The organism is Tsuneonella amylolytica (assembly GCF_003626915.1).
GTDB lineage: Bacteria > Pseudomonadota > Alphaproteobacteria > Sphingomonadales > Sphingomonadaceae > Tsuneonella > Tsuneonella amylolytica.
Genome location: NZ_CP032570.1, coordinates 2,011,704 through 2,029,676 on the forward strand (window position 1 = coordinate 2,011,704; position 17,973 = coordinate 2,029,676).

The 17,973-nt window shown below is 69.1% G+C and carries 21 protein-coding genes; 8 read left to right on the forward strand and 13 right to left on the reverse strand.

The genetic code is table 11. The annotated features are described in order from the left end of the window. Position 1: 1 nt before the first annotated feature. The gene (gene dapB, locus D4766_RS09860; protein WP_120717306.1) at positions 2-730 is read right to left on the reverse strand and encodes a 4-hydroxy-tetrahydrodipicolinate reductase; all 729 of its coding nucleotides are present in this window, start codon (positions 728-730) and stop codon (positions 2-4) included. A 35-nt stretch (positions 731-765) separates the two neighbouring features. Here dapB and D4766_RS09865 point away from each other — a divergent pair, with 35 nt between their 5' ends. Continuing rightward, positions 766-1,476, forward strand: a complete 711-nt coding sequence (locus D4766_RS09865) for an NAD-dependent deacylase (RefSeq protein ID WP_120718165.1) — start codon at positions 766-768, stop codon at positions 1,474-1,476. Between the two features lie 783 nt (positions 1,477-2,259). Here the strand turns inward: D4766_RS09865 and D4766_RS09870 are convergent. From D4766_RS09870 to mutM, 5 genes are all read right to left on the reverse strand, one after another. After that, a complete protein-coding gene (locus D4766_RS09870) occupies positions 2,260-3,048 on the reverse strand; it encodes a HesA/MoeB/ThiF family protein (protein ID WP_120717307.1) in 789 nt (262 codons plus the stop codon). Continuing rightward, positions 3,045-3,494: a DUF983 domain-containing protein gene (locus D4766_RS09875; RefSeq protein WP_120717308.1), complete on the reverse strand. Its 450-nt coding sequence runs from the start codon at positions 3,492-3,494 to the stop codon at positions 3,045-3,047. Before D4766_RS09875 ends, D4766_RS09870 begins: the two co-directional genes overlap by 4 nt. 87 nt (positions 3,495-3,581) lie before the next feature. Then, positions 3,582-5,048, reverse strand: a complete 1,467-nt coding sequence (dnaA, locus tag D4766_RS09880; protein ID WP_120717309.1) for a chromosomal replication initiator protein DnaA — start codon at positions 5,046-5,048, stop codon at positions 3,582-3,584. A 445-nt stretch (positions 5,049-5,493) separates the two neighbouring features. Beyond that, positions 5,494-5,754 carry a 30S ribosomal protein S20 gene (gene rpsT, locus D4766_RS09885; RefSeq protein ID WP_120717310.1) on the reverse strand — a complete coding sequence of 87 codons (261 nt, stop codon included), beginning with the start codon at positions 5,752-5,754 and terminating at the stop codon, positions 5,494-5,496. Between the two features lie 150 nt (positions 5,755-5,904). Continuing rightward, positions 5,905-6,720, reverse strand: a complete 816-nt coding sequence (mutM, locus tag D4766_RS09890; protein ID WP_120717311.1) for a bifunctional DNA-formamidopyrimidine glycosylase/DNA-(apurinic or apyrimidinic site) lyase — start codon at positions 6,718-6,720, stop codon at positions 5,905-5,907. 56 nt (positions 6,721-6,776) lie between these two features. On the opposite strand from mutM, the gene D4766_RS09895 reads away from it, so the two are divergent. Genes D4766_RS09895 through D4766_RS09905 form a run of 3 tightly spaced genes read left to right on the forward strand, consistent with a single transcriptional unit; the run spans position 6,777 to position 10,188 of the window. Further along, the gene (locus D4766_RS09895) at positions 6,777-7,520 is read left to right on the forward strand and encodes a class I SAM-dependent methyltransferase (protein ID WP_120717312.1); all 744 of its coding nucleotides are present in this window, start codon (positions 6,777-6,779) and stop codon (positions 7,518-7,520) included. Between the two features lie 2 nt (positions 7,521-7,522). Continuing rightward, on the forward strand, positions 7,523-9,076 hold the full coding sequence (gene ubiB / locus D4766_RS09900; RefSeq protein WP_120717313.1) for a 2-polyprenylphenol 6-hydroxylase: 1,554 nt from the start codon (positions 7,523-7,525) through the stop codon (positions 9,074-9,076). Beyond that, the gene (locus D4766_RS09905; RefSeq protein ID WP_234024769.1) at positions 9,043-10,188 is read left to right on the forward strand and encodes a hypothetical protein; all 1,146 of its coding nucleotides are present in this window, start codon (positions 9,043-9,045) and stop codon (positions 10,186-10,188) included. Before ubiB ends, D4766_RS09905 begins: the two co-directional genes overlap by 34 nt. On the opposite strand, the gene D4766_RS09910 is transcribed toward D4766_RS09905, so the two are convergent. After that, positions 10,181-10,579 carry a DUF4345 family protein gene (locus tag D4766_RS09910; protein ID WP_120717314.1) on the reverse strand — a complete coding sequence of 133 codons (399 nt, stop codon included), beginning with the start codon at positions 10,577-10,579 and terminating at the stop codon, positions 10,181-10,183. The two genes, D4766_RS09905 and D4766_RS09910, sit on opposite strands and share 8 nt — an antisense overlap. A 137-nt stretch (positions 10,580-10,716) precedes the next feature. Here D4766_RS09910 and D4766_RS09915 point away from each other — a divergent pair, with 137 nt between their 5' ends. Genes D4766_RS09915 through D4766_RS09925 form a run of 3 tightly spaced genes read left to right on the forward strand, consistent with a single transcriptional unit; the run spans position 10,717 to position 13,269 of the window. Then, positions 10,717-12,405 (forward strand): bifunctional phosphopantothenoylcysteine decarboxylase/phosphopantothenate synthase, encoded by a 1,689-nt coding sequence (locus tag D4766_RS09915; protein ID WP_120717315.1) that lies wholly within the window; start codon positions 10,717-10,719, stop codon positions 12,403-12,405. Then, a complete protein-coding gene (gene dut, locus D4766_RS09920) occupies positions 12,398-12,859 on the forward strand; it encodes a dUTP diphosphatase (RefSeq protein WP_194955820.1) in 462 nt (153 codons plus the stop codon). The genes D4766_RS09915 and dut overlap by 8 nt, the downstream gene beginning before the upstream one ends. Beyond that, on the forward strand, positions 12,859-13,269 hold the full coding sequence (locus tag D4766_RS09925; protein WP_120717317.1) for a response regulator: 411 nt from the start codon (positions 12,859-12,861) through the stop codon (positions 13,267-13,269). The genes dut and D4766_RS09925 overlap by 1 nt, the downstream gene beginning before the upstream one ends. Positions 13,270-13,272: 3 nt before the next feature. Here D4766_RS09925 and D4766_RS09930 read toward each other — a convergent pair whose 3' ends face one another. The 6 genes from D4766_RS09930 to D4766_RS09955 are packed head-to-tail and all read right to left on the reverse strand — an operon-like array spanning position 13,273 to position 17,260. After that, complete coding sequence (locus D4766_RS09930) at positions 13,273-13,890, reverse strand: riboflavin synthase (protein ID WP_120717318.1); 618 nt, start codon at positions 13,888-13,890, stop codon at positions 13,273-13,275. An 11-nt stretch (positions 13,891-13,901) separates the two neighbouring features. Then, entirely contained in the window at positions 13,902-14,867 is a 966-nt protein-coding gene (ribD, locus tag D4766_RS09935; RefSeq protein ID WP_120718167.1) for a bifunctional diaminohydroxyphosphoribosylaminopyrimidine deaminase/5-amino-6-(5-phosphoribosylamino)uracil reductase RibD, read from the reverse strand. After that, positions 14,857-15,447: a hypothetical protein gene (locus D4766_RS09940; protein WP_120717319.1), complete on the reverse strand. Its 591-nt coding sequence runs from the start codon at positions 15,445-15,447 to the stop codon at positions 14,857-14,859. The genes ribD and D4766_RS09940 overlap by 11 nt, the downstream gene beginning before the upstream one ends. Before the next feature lie 15 nt (positions 15,448-15,462). After that, positions 15,463-16,185 (reverse strand): M48 family metallopeptidase, encoded by a 723-nt coding sequence (locus tag D4766_RS09945; protein WP_120717320.1) that lies wholly within the window; start codon positions 16,183-16,185, stop codon positions 15,463-15,465. After that, the gene (locus tag D4766_RS09950) at positions 16,182-16,685 is read right to left on the reverse strand and encodes a YcgN family cysteine cluster protein (RefSeq protein ID WP_120717321.1); all 504 of its coding nucleotides are present in this window, start codon (positions 16,683-16,685) and stop codon (positions 16,182-16,184) included. Before D4766_RS09950 ends, D4766_RS09945 begins: the two co-directional genes overlap by 4 nt. Continuing rightward, a complete protein-coding gene (locus tag D4766_RS09955; RefSeq protein ID WP_120718168.1) occupies positions 16,673-17,260 on the reverse strand; it encodes an SCO family protein in 588 nt (195 codons plus the stop codon). The genes D4766_RS09950 and D4766_RS09955 overlap by 13 nt, the downstream gene beginning before the upstream one ends. Positions 17,261-17,350: 90 nt before the next feature. Between D4766_RS09955 and D4766_RS09960 the strand changes: the two genes are divergently transcribed. Then, positions 17,351-17,971 (forward strand): ankyrin repeat domain-containing protein, encoded by a 621-nt coding sequence (locus tag D4766_RS09960; protein WP_120717322.1) that lies wholly within the window; start codon positions 17,351-17,353, stop codon positions 17,969-17,971. The last annotated feature ends 2 nt before the right edge of the window (positions 17,972-17,973 follow it).

Here is a 17,973-nt window from a genome sequence, read left to right on the forward strand (position 1 = left end):
GTCAAAGCCCCAGCACCTGCGGCATCGAGTAGCGACCCGCGCCGCGTCCGATCAGCCAGGCCGCGCCGCGCACTGCGCCGGCGGCGAAGATCGAGCGATCCTCGGCCACATGCGAGAGGGTCAGCCGCTCGTGCTCCCCGGCCAGGATCACGCTGTGGTCGCCGGCCACCGTCCCGCCGCGCAGGCTCGCGAAACCGATCGCACCTTGCGCGCGTGCACCGGTGACACCGTCGCGCCCGCGTTCGGCATTGTCGGTAAGCGCGATCCCGCGTCCCGCCGCCGCCGCTTCGCCTAGCAGGAGCGCCGTGCCGCTCGGCGCGTCGACCTTCATGCGGTGGTGCATCTCGACGATCTCGATGTCCCACTCGGGCCCGAGCTTCGCCGCCGCCTCGCGCACCAGATGGGCGAGGAGGGTGACGCCCAGCGAGGTGTTGCCCGTCTGGAGCACGGGGATCGCCAGCGCGGCCGAATCGATGGCGGCGTGGTGTCGTTCCTCCAGCCCCGTGGTGCCGACGAGGATCGGTCTACCCGCACCGATGGCCGCGTGGAGGTTGCCTTCGAGCGCGGCGGGGACGCTGAAATCGACCAGCACGTCGCTCGCCTCGGCGAGGTTCGCGGCGTTGCCGCCCTGGTCGACCCCGCCGGCATTGTCGTGTCCGGCTGCCTCGATAGCGCGCGCCAAAGCATGGCCCATGCGCCCTTCGCTACCGATGATTCCGATACGTGCCATTGTGTAAGACCCCACCTGGCTGCTTCATGCGCGACATGAACGCCATCCGCAACATCGTCATCCTCACCGGGGCCGGGATCAGCGCCGAGAGCGGCATCGACACATTCCGGGGTGGCGGCGGGCTGTGGGAGCAGCACCGGGTGGAGGACGTCGCCACTCCGGAAGCGTTCGCGCGCGATCCCGAACTGGTGCTGCGCTTCTACGACATGCGGCGCGCGGCGATCCAGGAGAAGCAACCGAACCCCGCGCATTTCGCGCTGGCGAAACTCGACAGGGAATGGCCGGGCGACCTGCTCATCGTCACCCAAAACGTCGACGACCTGCACGAGCGCGCCGGAGGGCGGCGGGTGCTGCACATGCACGGCGAACATCTCAACGCCTGGTGCACCGCATGCGACGAACGCTCCCGCTGGACCGGGCCGCTGATCGACCGGCCCGCATGCCCCGGATGCGGCGAGGCGGCCCTGCGGCCCGACGTCGTCTGGTTCGGCGAAATGCCCTACCGCATGGAGGAGATCTACGCCGCGATGCGGGACGCGCACCTGTTCGTCAGCATCGGCACGAGCGGGGCGGTCTATCCCGCCGCCGGGTTCGTCCGCGATGCGCGAAGCCTGAGGGCGCGGACGCTCGAACTCAATCTCGAGCGCAGCCACGGTTCGGGCTGGTTCGACGAGACCCGGCTGGGGCCGGCGAGCGAACTGGTCCCGGCGTGGGTGGAGGAAATGCTTGCAGGAAATGCAAATTGATGAAGTACATGCGCTGCCCACCGAACAACTCGTCCATAGAGGCGCGCCAGAACGCGAAAACCCCGCCGGAGGGCGGGGCTTGCGAGAAAGCGAAGTTCACACGGTCAAAGAGCCAACACGAGGCTAGCGCAGGGCGGGGCGTGTAGGAAAATGGTTTTCGTCGGCTTTCGAGGTGGGAAGTGGGCACTGCTAGACTTCCCATGAGCGGAGCATTGACACCGCTCGTTCGTAGGTCAACTCAAGTGCATCAAGCTCATCATCATTTAAGCTGATAGTGAGCAGCAGCTTGCCAAGGCTAGGTTTGCCTTGCAAAGTCCCGGATGTCCTTCGATCTCCATCTTATAGCAGCCGACAAAGGGTGCATCGGGGGCGGAGGGTGTATCCGGGCTGTAGTTCCAAAATGTTTCATTGCCGGTCTTGCGCCACCCACTGCCCCTCCATTCCACATCCTGTGAACCGCAAACCGTTCGGGAAACATACCCTCGACCATTCGCTCGTGCGCACACGGCCTCCCGGTCCTGCACCAACATACTACGCTGCTGGCGCAATTCGGCTTCCGGGTTCATGATGATTAGAAATCCCTCGATGTCGGACTTCGGCAGCGGGATGAGATTCGCCTTCGGCACCAGATAGCGGTGCCCTGCCACCTCCTGCTGTGCATCAGCGCAACTGCTCAAGAACAGAGCTATTACGCCGACCGTTAGGCGGAAAGCTAGCAGTGTTTGGCCACGGACTATCATGTTCAAGCAATGGCGCCTGTCTGGAATGTCTGCAATGGGGTCGTTAACCGCCGCCCCCACACCCGCCGCACCGCGGGTCCTTCGCGATGCGGAAGCTGCGCATTCCGGGGGCGAGGCCGTCGAGCGTGTGGAGCGTGCCCCATTGCGGCTCGCCCATCTGGGGGGCGACCAGCACGCGCACGGCTTGCAGCGCGGCGAAGGCGCCGGTCCAGCCGGCCATCGCGCCCAGCATGCCGTCGTCGGCGCAGGTATCGCAGTCCTCCGCATCAAACGCATCGCCGACGAAGCAGCGGTAGCAGGCGTGTTCGGGCAGATGCCCGGCGAACGCGCCGACCTGCCCCTGGAAGCGCCCGACCGCGGCCGAGAGCAGCGGCACGCCGGAAGCGACGCAGGCGTCGGATACGGCGAGACGGGTGGTGAAATTGTCGGTGCCGTCGAGCACGAGGGTCGCACCCGCGATGGCGGCGGCGGCGTTCTCGCGGTCGATCCGGCGGTCGATGAGTTCGACTGCCAGCTGGTCGTCGAAGTTCGCCAGCCAGCGCCGCGCCCCGACCGCCTTGCCGTGACCTACGTCGCGCGCGGCGTAGAGCGTCTGGCGCTGGAGGTTCGACAGTTCCACCTTGCCGTCGTCGATCAGCGTCAGGCGGCCGACCCCCGCGCCCGCGAGGTACTGGAGCGCGGGGCTGCCGATGCCGCCCAGGCCCACGATCACCACGTGCGCCCGGGCCAGCGCTACCTGCCCCGTGCCGCCGATTTCGGGCAGGACGATGTGGCGCGCGAAGCGGTCGAGGCGCGCCTCGTCGAGGTCGGCCGGGAAAGCGGCGCCGGTCATTCGGCGGCGCTGCGCCGTTCGCGCTTGAAGCCCATCATGCCGAGCCACCACTGCAGCGCGATGACGGCGCCCTTCGTCGGTTGCAGCCCGCCTACGATTATCACGGTCGCCAGCGGCAGGATGATCGCCGCGGTGGCGAACGCCGACATCTCGAGATCGCCGGCGAGCAGGATGATGAGCGGGGCCAGCAGGTGCCCGACGACGAGGATCGCGACATAGGCCGGGATGTCGTCGGCCCGCGCGTGGGTCCAGTCCTGGCCGCAGGCGGGGCAGCGCTCGACCGGCTTCAGCCATTTGGCGAACAGTTTCGCCTCGCCGCAACGCGGGCACTGGCCCTTAATCCCCCGCCAGGCCGCCTGCCAGTAGGTTTCGGCGAGCGTGGCGGGCAGCGGGGCCGGCACCGGGCCGTTAGGGGCGGCGGGCGCAGCGGGGCGGGACGAGTCCATGGACAAGCTGTTGGCAGCCCGTGGGCATGCTGTCGACAGGGCTGTGCGCAGCCCTGTCGATTGGCGGTGGAACTGGAGTGGAAAGCGTCAGCTCTCCAGCTGGCGCAGCAGGCTCCGCACGTCGCCGTCCATGTCGGCATCGCGCTGGCGCAGGTCCTCGATCAGGCGCACCGCGTGGATGACGGTCGAATGGTCGCGCCCGCCGAACTTGCGGCCGATCTCGGGATAGCTGCGCGGGGTGAGCACCTTGGACAGGTACATCGCCACCTGCCGCGGGCGCACGACGGCGCGGGCGCGGCGCTTGCTCGCCATTTCCGACCGGTCGATGCGGTAGAACTGGCAGACGGTGCGCTGGATCTCGTCGATGGTAATCCGGCGGCGGTTGGCCGACAGGATGTCGGTAAGCTGTTCCTCGGCGAGCTGGAGGCTGACCTCCTGCCCCGTGAGCTGCGCGTAGGCGATCAGCTTGTTCAGGCCGCCCACCAGTTCGCGCACGTTGCGGGTGATGGTGCGGGCGAGGAAATCGACGACGTCCTCGGGCACTTCCAGCGGGGCGAAACGGGTGAGCTTCGACTGGAGGATGGATTTCCTCAGCTCGATGTCGGCCGCCTGGATGTCGGCGACGAGACCCATGCTGAGCCGCGACAGGAGACGGGGTTCGACCCCGTCCAGCGCCTGCGGGGCGCGGTCGGCGGCGAAGACCAGCCGCTTGCCCTCGTTCAGCAGCGCATCGATCGTGTAGAGCAGTTCCTCTTGCGCCGATGCCTTGCCGATGATGAACTGGATGTCGTCGACCAGCAGCAGGTCGAAGCTGCGCAGGCGGGCCTTGAACTCGATCGTCTGGTTCGACTTCAGCGCCTGGACGAATTCCACCATGAAGCGCTCGGCGCTGCAGTAGAAGATCCGCGCGCGCGGGTGGGCCGAGAGATAGGCGTGGCCGATCGCGTGGAGCAGGTGCGTCTTGCCCTGGCCGGTCGCGGCCTTGAGGTAGAGCGGGCTGAACTGCGGCGTTTCGGTCGCCGACATGCGCTGCGCGGCGTTGCAGGCCAGCACGTTCGCTTCGCCGGTGACGAAGGCCGCAAAGGTGAGCGAGGGGTCGAGGCCGACCGAGGATGTGAACCCGCGCTCGCCGATCGAGCTTGCGGGGTGGGAGATCATCGCCGGATCGCCGCCGTCGTTGGCCGCGCGGCGCCCTTCGCCGAAGCTCAGCTCGGGCAGGCGGCGGCGGCCCGGGTGGACCTTGATCTCGAGATTGCGAATCTCGCTGCGGGCGATCTTCCAGGCGAGCGAAAGCCGGTCGTGGAAGCGATCGTTGACCCAGTTGGCGCTGAATTCGGTTGGCAGGTAGAGTTCGAGCGTGCCGGTATTCTCGGCGAAACCGCCGACCTGGATCGGCTTGATCCACTGGCTGTGGAGCTGGTGGCCCAGATCCTTGCGCAGCCCCTGGCTGATATCCGCCCAGTCGGCGGCCAGGTTGACTGCTTCCAGATCTTCCATGCCCTCTACGCCAGCCTTCCTGCGGGCGGCATTGGGGCCGCCGTTGTTGTCGTTCATGTCCGTCCACCCCCGTCCGGTTCGTCATGGCCGATCGGGGCGAATCCCGTCGTCCCCGGCCGTCCGTTGGACACGTCTTTCCCGCCCCGAAGATCCCATGATTCGGGGCCCGTGAAAGCGATCCAGTGATGTAGAAGCCCGGGCTGTCCCGCCCCGGGCGACAGCCGTTCTTTTCAACAGCGCCGGGCGACTGGCAAGGGCGGCGGCGCAAAAAAAGCGAAATAAAGCCTGTTGACTCGGCCTACCCCGCAGACTTGCGTTCAAGGTACTGGAATCGCTTGGTTAGCACCGTGTTACGGTTCTGCGAATCGCGGGTTTTCCGTGAGTCGCCCCACCGGGTCCGCAGGCAAAGAAAAACGCCGGCGCATCGCTGCACCGGCGTCGTCCTTTTTTGTTCTTCGATCGTCCGCCCGCGAAGCCGCGGCGGCGAATCGGAAGCGCCGAATCAGAGCGCGCCGACGCGCTTCGACAGGCGGCTCATCTTGCGGCTGGCGGTGTTCTTGTGAAGCACGCCGCGGGCGACGCCGCGGGCCAGTTCGGGCTGCGCTGCCTTCAGCGCGTCGGTCGCCGCCGTCTTGTCGCCGCCTTCGATCGCGGTTTCGACCTTCTTCAGGAACGAGCGAATGCGGCTCATGCGCGCGCCGTTGATCTGGGCGCGGTTGGCGTTGCGGATGATGCGCTTCTTGGCTTGCGGCGTATTGGCCATGTCTGTCCTCGGTCGGGCCGCCCGGTGCGGCCGTGAAATCTGGTGTGCGTGATGCGTCGCGACGGGCGGACCCGCCGGGAAAGGCGCGCCCCTAGCGGGGGTGCCCGATTCCGTCAAGCGAAACGGGCCGCTCCGGTGCGGGCGGGTGGCCTAGCGCTGGCAGCGCGGGCAGAACCACGTGCTGCGCCCGCCCTGCACGATGCGCCGCACGGTGCCGCCGTCCTCGCGCAGGCAGGCCGCGCCCTCGCGCCCGTAGACGGCGAAGCGGGTGGCGAAATACCCGAGCTGGCCATCGGGGCGGGCGTAGTCGCGCAAGGTCGATCCGCCGTCGCCGATCGATTGTTCGAGCACGGCCACGATCTCGGGCACCAGCCGGTCGAGCCGGCCGCGGGTGACCTTGCCGGCCGCCTTGCGCGGGTCGATCCCGGCGCGCCACAGCGCCTCGCACACGTATATGTTGCCGAGGCCCGCAACGATGGCCTGGTCGAGCAGAAGCAGCTTGATGGCCTGTTTCCGTCCCGCGAACGCTCTCTGGAGGTGAAGGCCGGTAAGGCCGGGTCCGAGCGGTTCGGGACCGAGCGCGGCGAACGCCGGCCATTCGTCCAGCGCGGCCGTGTCGACGAGATCGACCGAACCGAATCGCCGCGCGTCGTTGAGGGCGAAGCGGTGCCCGGCGGTCTCGAGCACCAGGTGGTCGTGCTTCTCGATTTCGGCGGGGTCGATCCGCCAGCGGCCGCTCATGCCGAGGTGGAAGACGAGCGTGGTGTCGCGGTCGGTATGGACGAGGCCGTATTTCGCCCGCCGGCCGAGCCCGGTCACCCGCGCGCCGGTCAGCCGCTGGACCAGGCCTTCGGGAAACGGGCGGCGCATGTCGGGGCGGTTCACCGCCACCCGCTCGATCCGCTCGCCGTCGAGAAAGGCGGCGAGGCCGCGCACGGTGGTTTCGACTTCGGGAAGCTCGGGCATGGGCCGGGCTCTATCATCCTTTGCTAGCGCGGCAATTCCCCCCTAATGCCCCGCGCATGAGCCAAGACGCACGCGAAACGGTTTCCTTCGGTTACGAAGAGGTCCCCCCCGAGGAGAAGACGCGCCGGGTGGGCGCGGTGTTCTCGGGCGTGGCGGCCAAGTACGACGTCATGAACGACGCGATGAGCGTCGGGATGCACCGGTTGTGGAAGGACCGGTTCGTGCGCGCGGTGAAGCCGCGCGCGGGCGAGGCGGTGCTCGACATGGCCGGCGGCACGGGCGACATCGCCTTTCGCATGGCGGCCCGGGGCGCGAGCGTGACGGTGGCCGACATCAACCAGGAAATGCTCGACGTCGGCATCGAGCGGGCGATGGAGCGCGGGATCGACGGCTTGGTCTGGAGCCGGCAGAACGCGGAAGAGCTGAGCTATCCCGACAGGGTATTCGACGCCTACACGATCGCGTTCGGCATCCGCAACGTCACCGACATTCCCAAGGCCCTGCGCGAGGCGCACCGCGTGCTGAATTACGGCGGGAGGTTCTTCTGCCTCGAGTTCTCGACCACCGAATGGCCGGGCTTCCGCGAGGTCTACGACGCCTATTCGCACAAGCTGGTGCCGAAGATCGGGCAGGCCATCGCGGGCGATGCGGACAGCTACCGCTATCTCATCGAATCGATCCGCCGCTTCCCGCCGATGCCCGAATTCGAACGGATGATCGGCGAAGCCGGTTTCGCCCGCACGAAGGTCGAGCCGATCCTGGGCGGTCTCGTCGCGATCCATTCGGGGTGGAAGGTCTAGCGGTGACACGCCCCGCCACGCATATCCTGCGGCTTCTGAAATGGGGGCGCAGCCTCGCGCGGCACGGCGCGCTGCGCGGGATCGAGGCCGATCCCAACACGCCGGCGCCGGTCGTGCGGCTGGCGCGGATCGCGCGGCTGGGCACGGTGCAGCCGCGCACGCCCGACTATGCCGCCGCGTTCCAGGAGATCGGCCCGGCGGCGATCAAGCTCGGCCAGTCGCTCGCCACCCGGCCCGACTTGGTCGGCGAGGAAGCGACCCACAACCTGCTCACCCTGCAGGATAGCCTGCCGCCTGTCCCGTTCGAAGCGATCGAGGCGGAGATCGCCCGCAGTTTCGACGCGCCGGTATCCAGCCTGTTCGCCGAGATCGACCCGGTGCCGGTGGGCTCGGCCTCGATCGCGCAGGTCTACAAGGCGGTCACCACCGAAGGGCGCACGGTCGCGGTCAAGGTCCAGCGGCCGGGCATTCGCGAGAAGCTGGCGCGCGACATCGCGACCTACGAATGGGCGGCCGCGCATCTCGAGGCGATGGGCGGTGAGGCGGCGCGGCTGCGCCCCCGGCTGACGATCGCGAACTTCAAGCGCTGGACCAGCCGCGAGCTCGACCTGCGGCGCGAGGCGGCCAGTGCGTCCGAACTTGCCGACGCCATGAAGGGCTTCGACGGGTATTGCATCCCCTCGGTCGACTGGGACCGCACCAACGGCCGTGTGCTGACGATCGAGTGGATCGACGGCATCAAGATTTCCGACCGCGCGGCGCTGATGGCGGCGGGTCACGACCTGCCCGCGCTTGCCCGCCGGCTGGTCCTCGCATTCCTCAGCCAGGCGATCAGCGCCGGTTTCTTCCATGCCGACATGCACCAGGGCAACCTGTTTGTGCGCGCCGACGGGACGATCGTGGCGATCGATTTCGGCATCATGGGGCGGATCGACCGGCAGGCGCGCCAGTGGCTGGCCGAAATCCTCTACGGCCTCACCACCGGCAACTATCGCCGGGTGGCCGAAATCCATTTCGAGGCGCAGTATGTGCCGGCGTACCATTCGGTCGACGAATTCGCGACCGCGCTGCGCGCCGTGGGCGAACCGATGCGCGGCAAGCCGGTGAGCGAGCTCAGCGTCGGACAGATGCTCGACGGGCTGTTCGCGATCACCCGCGATTTCGACATGGCGACCCAGCCGCATCTCTTGCTGCTGCAAAAGACGATGGTGATGGTGGAGGGGCTCGCCACCAGCCTCGATCCCTCGATCAATATGTGGGACGTGTCCGCCCCGTTCGTGCGCGAATGGATCCGCGACGAACTGGGGCCCGAGGCGGTGATCGCCGACCGGCTCAAGACCGACGTCGAGACGCTGCTCCGCATCCCCGAGCTCGTTCGGCGGATCGAGGACAGCTACCCCGCCAAGGGCGGCGCGCCCGAGCCGCCGCCGCTGCCGCACATCCCGCTGATGTGGGAGCGGAAAGGCGAAATTAACCATTGGCCCCGATACCTCGCCGCGGCTGCGGTAGGGGGTCTGGCTGCGTGGGCATCGATTGCGAGCGGACTGATCGGCTGACGGCGGCCTCGCGGTTGGCCGGCCTGCCGCCGCTTGCGGCGCGGGCGATCCTCGCGCTGATTGCCGCCCTAATACTCGCCGCCGCATTCGTTCCGTTCAAGGAAGCGCATTCGCCAGCCGGTGCGGCATCGCGGGCCGGCAACGCGACTGCCTCGACCAAGCCCGCTCGCGACGCCGACCTCGAATTTTACGAGGCGGTCGCCGATCGGATCGCCGCGCGCGAGCGATACTACGATTTCATCGTGCCGGCGCAGCGGGCGGCGGGATACCCGGTCAACCCGGGCTTCGCGGTGCGCCTGCCGACGCTTGCGTACCTGTCGGCATGGCTCGGGTCCACCGGGCTGCTCGCCGCCGCAATCGCGCTCACGGGCGCATGCGCGTTCGCCTGGTGGCGGCGGCTGGGCGAAGAGGTGGCCGATCCCGGCGTGCGGCGCATTGCCTTCGCGCTGCTGCTGGTGGGCCTTTCGCTCGGGCTCAATCGCCACTTCTTTCCGCTGCACGAGTTCTGGGCGGGAATGCTGCTCGCGCTCTCACTTGCGCTGCACAGGCCGGACCGCGGCAGGTGGGGGGCGGCACTCGCCGTCGCCGCGCTGGCACTGGCGATCCGCGAGTTGGCGCTGCCGTTCGTGATACTGATGGCGGCGATGGCGGCATGGCGCCGCGACTGGCGCGAGGCGGCGGCGTGGGGCGCTCTCGTCGCAATATTCGTCGCCGGGCTGGCCGTGCACTTCCAGCTCGTCGCCGCATCGACGACGCCCGCCGATCCGCGCTCGGCCTCGTGGATCGCGCTAGGCGGGCTTCCGGGTTGGTTGTCGAAGATCGTCCTCACGACCAACCTGCGGCTGCTCCCGCAATGGATCGCGGCCCCGGTGGTGGTGCTGGCGATGGTCGGCTGGACGAGCTGGCGGGGCAGGGCGGGCGCGACCGGCGCGCTGCTGTTCGGCGGCTATGCGGTCGCCTTCATGATCGCCGGCCGGCCGGAGAACTATTACTGGGGCGCGCTGGTCGGGCCGGCTTTCCTCGCCGGGCTAGCCTTCGCGCCGGAAGCCCTCGGCGCCCTGTGGCGATCGGCCGCGCGCAAGGGCCCGACCAAGCGTCCCGCGCTCAGCTGACGGCGGAACCCACGCCGCGGTGGGGCAGGACGCGGCTGCCCGTTACGCTCAGCACGACCGCGGCCGCTTCCACCAGCATCGGCAGCCAGAAACCCGGCTCCGCCCCGTCGGCGACCGCGCTGATCAGGCGGCCGAGGAAGGCGATGCCGAACAGCGCGGCCGGCACCAGCAGCAGCTCGCCGTTGCGCCGCCAGGCGCCCCAGATCATTGCCGCCCCGCCGACGAAGAACAGCGCGGGAAAGTCCGCCCGCAGCACCGCGAGCCCGGCGGGCCCGTCGGGCGACAGCGCGAAGCTCGCCCCGGCGGACAGCGGCATGACCAGGAAGTTGGCGCCCATCAGCAGGAAGAACAGGCCTTCGACGAAGATCAGCGCGGTCAGGATCAGGCGCATGCGGCAGTATACTCCCCTCGGGTTCGGCGCGCCTCATGCATGACCGCGGCGACTAGGGCAATCTTAACCACTGGGTGCCTAGGGCTGGCGCGTGTTGCGCGCGGACGCTATCGCCGCGCGATGGTCAGAGGGGCACGATGCGCGTTGAGACCGGCGATTGGCCGCAGAGCGAGGCGAACCGCGTGAGCGGGCCGCGCATCCTGCTCGTCGTCGGCGGCGGTATCGCGGCCTACAAGTCGTGCGAGCTCGTCCGGCTGATCCGCAAGGGCGGCGGCAGCGTGACCTGCGTGCTGACCGAGGGCGGCAGCCAGTTCGTCACCCCGATGGCGCTCGCCGCGCTCAGCGAGAACAAGGTCTATACCAGCCTCTTCGACCTCAAGGACGAGATCGAGATGGGCCATATCCAGCTGTCGCGGCAGGCCGACCTCGTGGTCGTGTGCCCGGCGACCGCGGACCTGCTGGCCAAGATGACCGCCGGCATCGCCAACGATCTTGCGACCACGCTGATCCTCGCCACCGACAAGCCGGTGATGGCGGTCCCCGCGATGAACGTGCGGATGTGGCAGCACGAAGCGACGCAGCGCAACGTCGGGTGGCTGCGCGAGGCCGGGGTCGAGGTGATGGAGCCCGACGAAGGGCCGATGGCCTGCGGCGAATTCGGCCCGGGCCGCCTGCCCGAACCCGAACTGATCTGGGCCGAAATCGCTGCTCGCTTCGGCATCGCCGCCGATTGCGAACCGGCCGGATACATCGAAGCGCTGGAGCCGGAGGACGAGCCCGAGGTCGCGCAGAAGACGGGCGGCGGCGGGCTCGGCAGCCTGCTGTCCTCGCTCATCCCCCGCTCGACCCCCAAGCGCCGTGCCGAGGAAATTTTCGAGGAAGAACCGCCGCACGATCCGGTCGGCGAGGAACTCGCCGCGCCGGTGCCCGAGTTCGAACCGGTCGAGCGCCAGCCCGATCTTTCTTCTCCGCTGATGGCGCGCAAGGGGGCTGCCCGCTCCGCCCCGCCGACCGATGCGGATGCGATCAACCACATGGTGCGGACCGGCACCGGCGACCAGCAGCCCGAGGTGTTCGCGCAGGCGCTCGCGCAAGACCCGCTGGCGGGGCAGGCGGAATTCGACATCGATCCCGAGCACCGCCCGCTGTTCGGCCGCCACGTGCTCGTGACCGCCGGGCCCACGCACGAACCGATCGATCCCGTGCGCTACATCGCCAATCGCTCGAGCGGCAAGCAAGGCTTCGCGATCGCCGCCGCCGCCGCCGCGCTGGGCGCGCGGGTGACCCTGGTGGCAGGGCCGGTCAGCCTGCCGACCCCCGTCGGCGTCGACCGCATCGACGTGATCTCGGCGCGCGAGATGGCCGCCGCGGTCAAGGACGCGCTGCCCGCCGATGCCGCGGTGATGGTCGCCGCGGTCGCCGACTGGCGGAGCAAGGACTACGCGGTCGAGAAAATGAAGAAGCGCGGCTCCGCCCCGCCCGCGCTGCTCCTCACCGAGAACCCCGACATCCTGGCGCAAGTCGCCGCGGGCAAGCAGCGGCCCAAGCTGCTGGTCGGTTTCGCCGCCGAGACCGAGGACGTGATCGAGAACGCCAAGGTCAAGCGCAAGCGCAAGGCGGCCGACTGGATCGTCGCCAACGACGTGACCGCGGTGGACGGCCCGCATGGTTCTGGGGGCGTGATGGGCGGCGATGCCAACGCGGTGCACATCGTCACCGGCGAAGGGATCGAACACCTGCCGGAAATGCCCAAGTACGACGTCGCGCTGGCGCTCGCCGAACGCATGGCAGCCGCGCTCGACCGGGTCGATCCGCGCGGTGGCTGAGCCTGTTGCGATCGCGATCAAGCGGCTGCCGCATTCCGATGGTCTTGAGTTGCCGCGATACGCGACGCCCGGTGCCGCCGGGATGGACGTGATCTCGGCAGAGGACACGGTCATCGCACCGGGTGCACGCCATGCGGTGGCGACCGGGCTCGCGCTCGCCATCCCGGATGGCTACGAGATCCAGGTGCGCCCGCGCTCCGGCCTTGCGCTCAAGCACGGGATCACCGTGCCCAATACGCCGGGCACGATCGATTCCGACTACCGCGGCGAGCTGAAGGTGATCCTCATCAACCACGGCGACGAACCGTTCGCGATTGCACGGGGCGACCGCGTGGCGCAGCTCGTCCTCGCACCCGTGGTTCAGGCCGCGTGGATCGAAACGGACGACCTCGGCGAGACCGAGCGCGGCACCGGCGGGTTCGGATCGACGGGCGGGCACGCGAGGCTGAGCTGATGGCATTGATATTCTACGCCGAAGACGATCCGCTGATGGGCGAGCTGGTGCAGGAAACCCTGCTCGGCGCGGGCCATGCGGTCGGCGTGCTGGAGGACGGGCAGGATGCGCTGGCGGCGCTGCGCCGCCGCAAGCCGGCGCTCGCTATCGTCGACATGGGGTTGCCGCAGATGAGCGGAGCGGAACTCATCAAGATCGTCCGCCGTGACGAGCAGCTCTACGACCTGCCCATCCTGGTGCTGACCGCGCGGCGGTCGGAAGAGGACGAGGCGATCGCACGGCAGGCGGGGGCCAACGGCTACCTGCGCAAGCCGTTCGATCCGACCCGGCTGATCGGGATGGTCAACCAGATCCTCGATTGGGCCGAGACGCGCAAACCCCCGCCCAAGCCGGTGCGTCACGGACTGTAGGGTTCAGCCGCGCAGGCTTTCCAGCCGCTGGAGATAGCGGGCGACGGTATCGATCTCGAGGTTGACCTCAGACCCTTGCGCCAGTTCGCCGAGCGTCGTCACCTCGGCGGTGTGCGGGATGAGGTTCAGACCGAAGTGCACCGACCCGTTCGCGCGGTCGGCGACCGAGTTCACCGTCAGCGATACCCCGTCGACCGTGATCGAGCCCTTGGCCGCGATGAACGGCGCGAGCTCGCGCGGGGCAACGATCGTGACCCGCATCGAATCGCCTTCCGGCTCCCAGTCCACGACCGTGCCCACCGCGTCGACATGGCCCGACACGATGTGCCCGCCCAGTTCATCGCCGACCTTGAGCGAAGGTTCGAGGTTGATCCGCCGCCCTTCGGTCCAGGTGCCCGCGGCGGTGCAGCCGATCGTTTCGGCCGACACGTCGACCGCGAACCACGCGTCGCCCGCGGTGCCGCCCTTTTCCACCACGGTCAGGCATACGCCCGCGCAGGCGATCGAAGCGCCGATGGCGATCCTGTCGGGATCGTACGGACACGCGATCCGCACGCGCATGTCGCCGCGCTGCTCGACGCTCTCGATGGTGCCTATGGCGGTGACGATCCCGGTGAACATGATGCTATCCCCTAACGGGCGCGGCGATAGGCGGTGAAGGTGTCGCTGCCAAGCTGCGCGGTTTCGGCGAGCGTCCAGCGGCTGTGCGCGTCGTCGAGGCGTTCCAGTCCGAGGCGTCCCACCGGCCGCAACCCGTCGCCGACCACGATGGGCGCGCGGTAGATCTCCAGCCGGTCGACGAGGTCGGCGGCGAGAAAGCTGGCTGCGGTTTCGGCTCCGCCTTCGACGTAGAGGTATTGCACCCCGTCCAGCCGGGAGATCGCGGCGGGATCGTCGATGACCCGCACACCGTCGGGCGCGACGCCGCGGCTGAGCAGCACGCGCTGCGGGCTGCGATCCTCCAGCCCCGGCAGCCGCACGTCGAGGCGGGGGCGGTCGCTGCGCCAGGTCTCGCCGCCCACGAGGATGGCGTCTGCGCGGGCGCGGCGGGCGTGAACGTGCGCGCGGGCCGCATCGCCGGTGATCCACCGGCTGGTCCCGTCGGCGAGCGCGATGCACCCGTCGAGCGACATGGCGAGCTTCAGGGTCACGTGCGGACGGCCGAGCGACCTTTGGGCAAGGTATCCTGCGAGACTGTCCCGCACCGCGTCGGACCCTGCGACGTGCACCTCGATACCGGCTTCGCGCAGCATGGCGACGCCAGCGCCCGCGGTGCGCGGATCGGGGTCTTCCACCCCCAAGATGACCCGCGCGGGCCGTGCTTGGGCCAGGAGTGCGGCGCAGGCCGGGCCGCGGTCCGATTGGTGCGCGCAGGGTTCCAGCGTGACGAAGACGTCCGCGCCGGATGCCTTCTGGCCCGCCTCGGCCAGCGCCATCGCTTCGGCATGCGGACGTCCGCCGGCCTGCGTCCAGCCGCGACCGACGACCCGGCCGTCGCGGACGATCAGGCAGCCGACGGCGGGATTGGGCCGCGAAAGGGGCCGCCCGCGCGCGGCGAGGCGCGCCGCGGCGGCCAGCCACTCGGCGTCAGCGCGCAGGCTGCGAGCCTTGCGTGTTCGAAGCGGGAGCGCCGGCGGCGTCGGCCGCTTCTTCTTCCGCGAGCCGGCGCTCCATCGCATCTACGTCGAGGCCGGTCGCGCGGCCGAGATCGCGGTACATCTGCCTGACGTCCTCTTCGCGCTGGCGCTGTTCGGCGGCAAGGCGGTCCTGCACCTTCTGGTTGGCGAGGTTGGACGCCTCGATCTCGGCATCGGTCCGGCCGGGTTCGAAGGTGGTGATGAAATCGACCTTGTTGGGCGGAATGGGCACCCGCCACTTCTCGCCCGCGAACTGCCAGAAGATCAGCGATGGCACGACCGCGGCCAGCAGCAGCGCCCAGACCTTTATCTTCACGTGTTCGGCAGCCATCGCCGCCAGCGCGATTGCGCCGATGATCGCGATGATCCCGCCGACCAGCCAGTTCAGCCCGGCCGCGTGATCGGTGAGCATGTACATCAGCGATCCGGTGAGCAGCGCCGAACCCGCGAGGATCGGCCAGCGATACCGGTTGGGGCGTTTGAACTCGCTCCAGAAGTCGGCAATTCCGGGGCCGGGGTTGAGGCGCTGAACTATTCGCATGACCCCAAGATAGGATCAGCCGAAGCCCGCGTAAAGCGACCGCCCGTGCGCCTTGATCCAGGCGTCCGCCGCGGCGATGTCGCCATCGAACACGCGGGCCAGCGCGGCGTGGAAGGCCGGGCTGTGGTCGAAGTGGAGGCAGTGGGCGACTTCGTGCGCCACGACCGACCGGCGCACGTGATCGGGCGCCATCACCAGCCGCCAGTTGATCCGCACCGTGCCGCTCGTCGAACACGAACCCCAGCGCCGCTGCGCGCGGCTGAGGCGCAGCGCGGGCAGCGGCACTCCGGCGCGGCCCGCATATTCGGCAAGGTCGGCGGACAGCAGCCGCACCGCTTCGCGTTCGAGCCAGCGCTGGATGCGCGGGGCAAGGCTCTCGTGCGGACCGCCGACTTCCAGTCGCTCGCCCGCGAGGCGCGGCGTGCGGGGGAAGGACGCTTGCCAGTCGATCGCGAGCGCCGCACCGCGGTAGGCGACCGTGCCGCCCGGCTCGATGGGCCGGTGCTCGGGGATCTTCGCGAGCTGCGCCTCCAGCCAGTCGGTCCGCGCGGCGACAAAGGCCAGCGCCTCGCGCGTGGCGCACCATCGGGGCAGGGTGACGCGCACCTCGCTGCCGTCGGGGGCGAGGCGCAACGTCAGACGCCGTGCGCGGGCGTTGCGGCGAACCGCGACGGGCAGGGTGCGCCCGGCCAGCGAAACCGTGGGTTCGGCGATCTCGCGGCGGAGCCAGTCGATCACGCGGCGTTCCCGCCTGCCTCGTTTTCGCCCGCCTGATCGTCGGCGCTATCGCCGGTCTCGTCGTCGATCCAGTCGACGACATGGTGTTCGAGCGGGCCGGCATCGGTTTCGCTCACCACCCGGCCGGCGATCCCGGGGCCGCGCCGATGAACCGCCTCGCGGTCGCCGCTGAGTAGGTAGTGCCATTCGCGCAACGATTCGCCCGCTGCGCGCAGGCGATAGGCGCAGGTCTCGGGCAGCCAGGTGACCCGGTCGACGAGGCGCGGGGTCAGGCGCAGGCAGTCGGGCACGAAAGCCTTGCGGTGGCGATAGTCGCGGCAGCGGGCGGTCCCGGTGTCGAGCAGCTTGCACGACACGTTGGTGTGCGCAATCTCGCCGGTGTCTTCGTCTTCGAGCTTGTGGAGGCAGCAGCGGCCACAGCCGTCGCAAAGGGCCTCCCACTCCTCGCGGTCCAGTTCTGCGAGCGGGCGCTCCCAGAACCGGTCCCTCAGCGCACCCACTTCGCCAGCTCCTGCGCCACCGCGGCGGCGCCCTGGTCGGTCGGTAGGGTCGCGATCGGCGCGCCGTCGGGCCCGAACAGGTAGGTCACGTTGGAATGGTCGACGAGATAGGCACCATTGTCCTCCACCTTGCCCTTGCCGTGGAAGACCTTGAACGCCTTGGCCGCCGCGTCGATCTGTTCGGGCGTGCCGGTCAGGCCGACGATGTCCTTGCCGAACGCCGAGACGAACTCGCCGACGACCTTGGGGGTATCGCGTTCGGGATCGACCGAGACGAAGATCTGCTGGACCTTCGCAGCCTCGTCCGGATGCTCTGCCGCGAACGTCCGCAGGCCCTGCGCGGTCCGCTGCACGTCGGTCGGGCAGATGTCGGGGCAATAGGTGTAGCCGAAATAGACCACCGCGTACTTGCCGCGGAAATCCGCCCAGCGACGGGTCTGGCCGTTCTGGTCCACGAGCGTGAAATCCCCGCCGATGGTCGCACCGGCGAGCGGCGCCTCCTCGGTCGGCGCGGGCTGGCCCGAGCAGGCAGCGAGGCTCGCGAGCAGCGTGGCGGCGGCTGCGCGCGAGAGCATGGCGCGGCGGTTCACGGTCTGCTAACCGGGCGGCGGCGAGGGCAATCGTTCATTGCCCGGCACATAGGGCTGCGACGGAGACTGCAAAAGATGGGCGGGGGCTTTTTCCGCAAGACGGGCACGATGCTGGCGGCGGCGGCGATCGGGCTGGCGAGCCCGGCGGCGGCTCAATTTTCCAACGCCTACGAGTTCCTGAAGGCGGTCAAGGATCGCGACGGGGCCGCGGCGACGAAGCTGCTGAACGAGCCGGGTTCGACGATCGTCAACACGAAGGATGCCACGACCGGCGAGACCGCGCTGCATTACGCCGTGCAGCGCCGCGACGAACTGTGGACCCGCTTTCTTCTCGACAAGGGCGCCAACCCCAACGCGGCGGACCGCAACGGTGTGACCCCGCTGAGCATCGCGGCCGGCCTCGGCTTTGCGGAAGGGGTGACGCAGCTGCTTGCCAAAGGGGCGAAGATCGACGTGACGAACGACGCGGGCGAAACGCCGCTGGTATCGGCCGTCCACCGCCGCGACATGGCGGTGGTGCGGTTGCTCATCAAGAACGGGGCCGATCCCGACCGGACCGACAACTCGGGCCGCTCCGCGCGAGACTACGCCGCGCTGATGGGCGCATCGAACGCGATGCTGTCCGAGATCGACCGCGGGGTCGCCGAGCGCAAGGCCGCCGGCGCGCCGCGGGAAACCTACGGACCGGGCGCCTGACG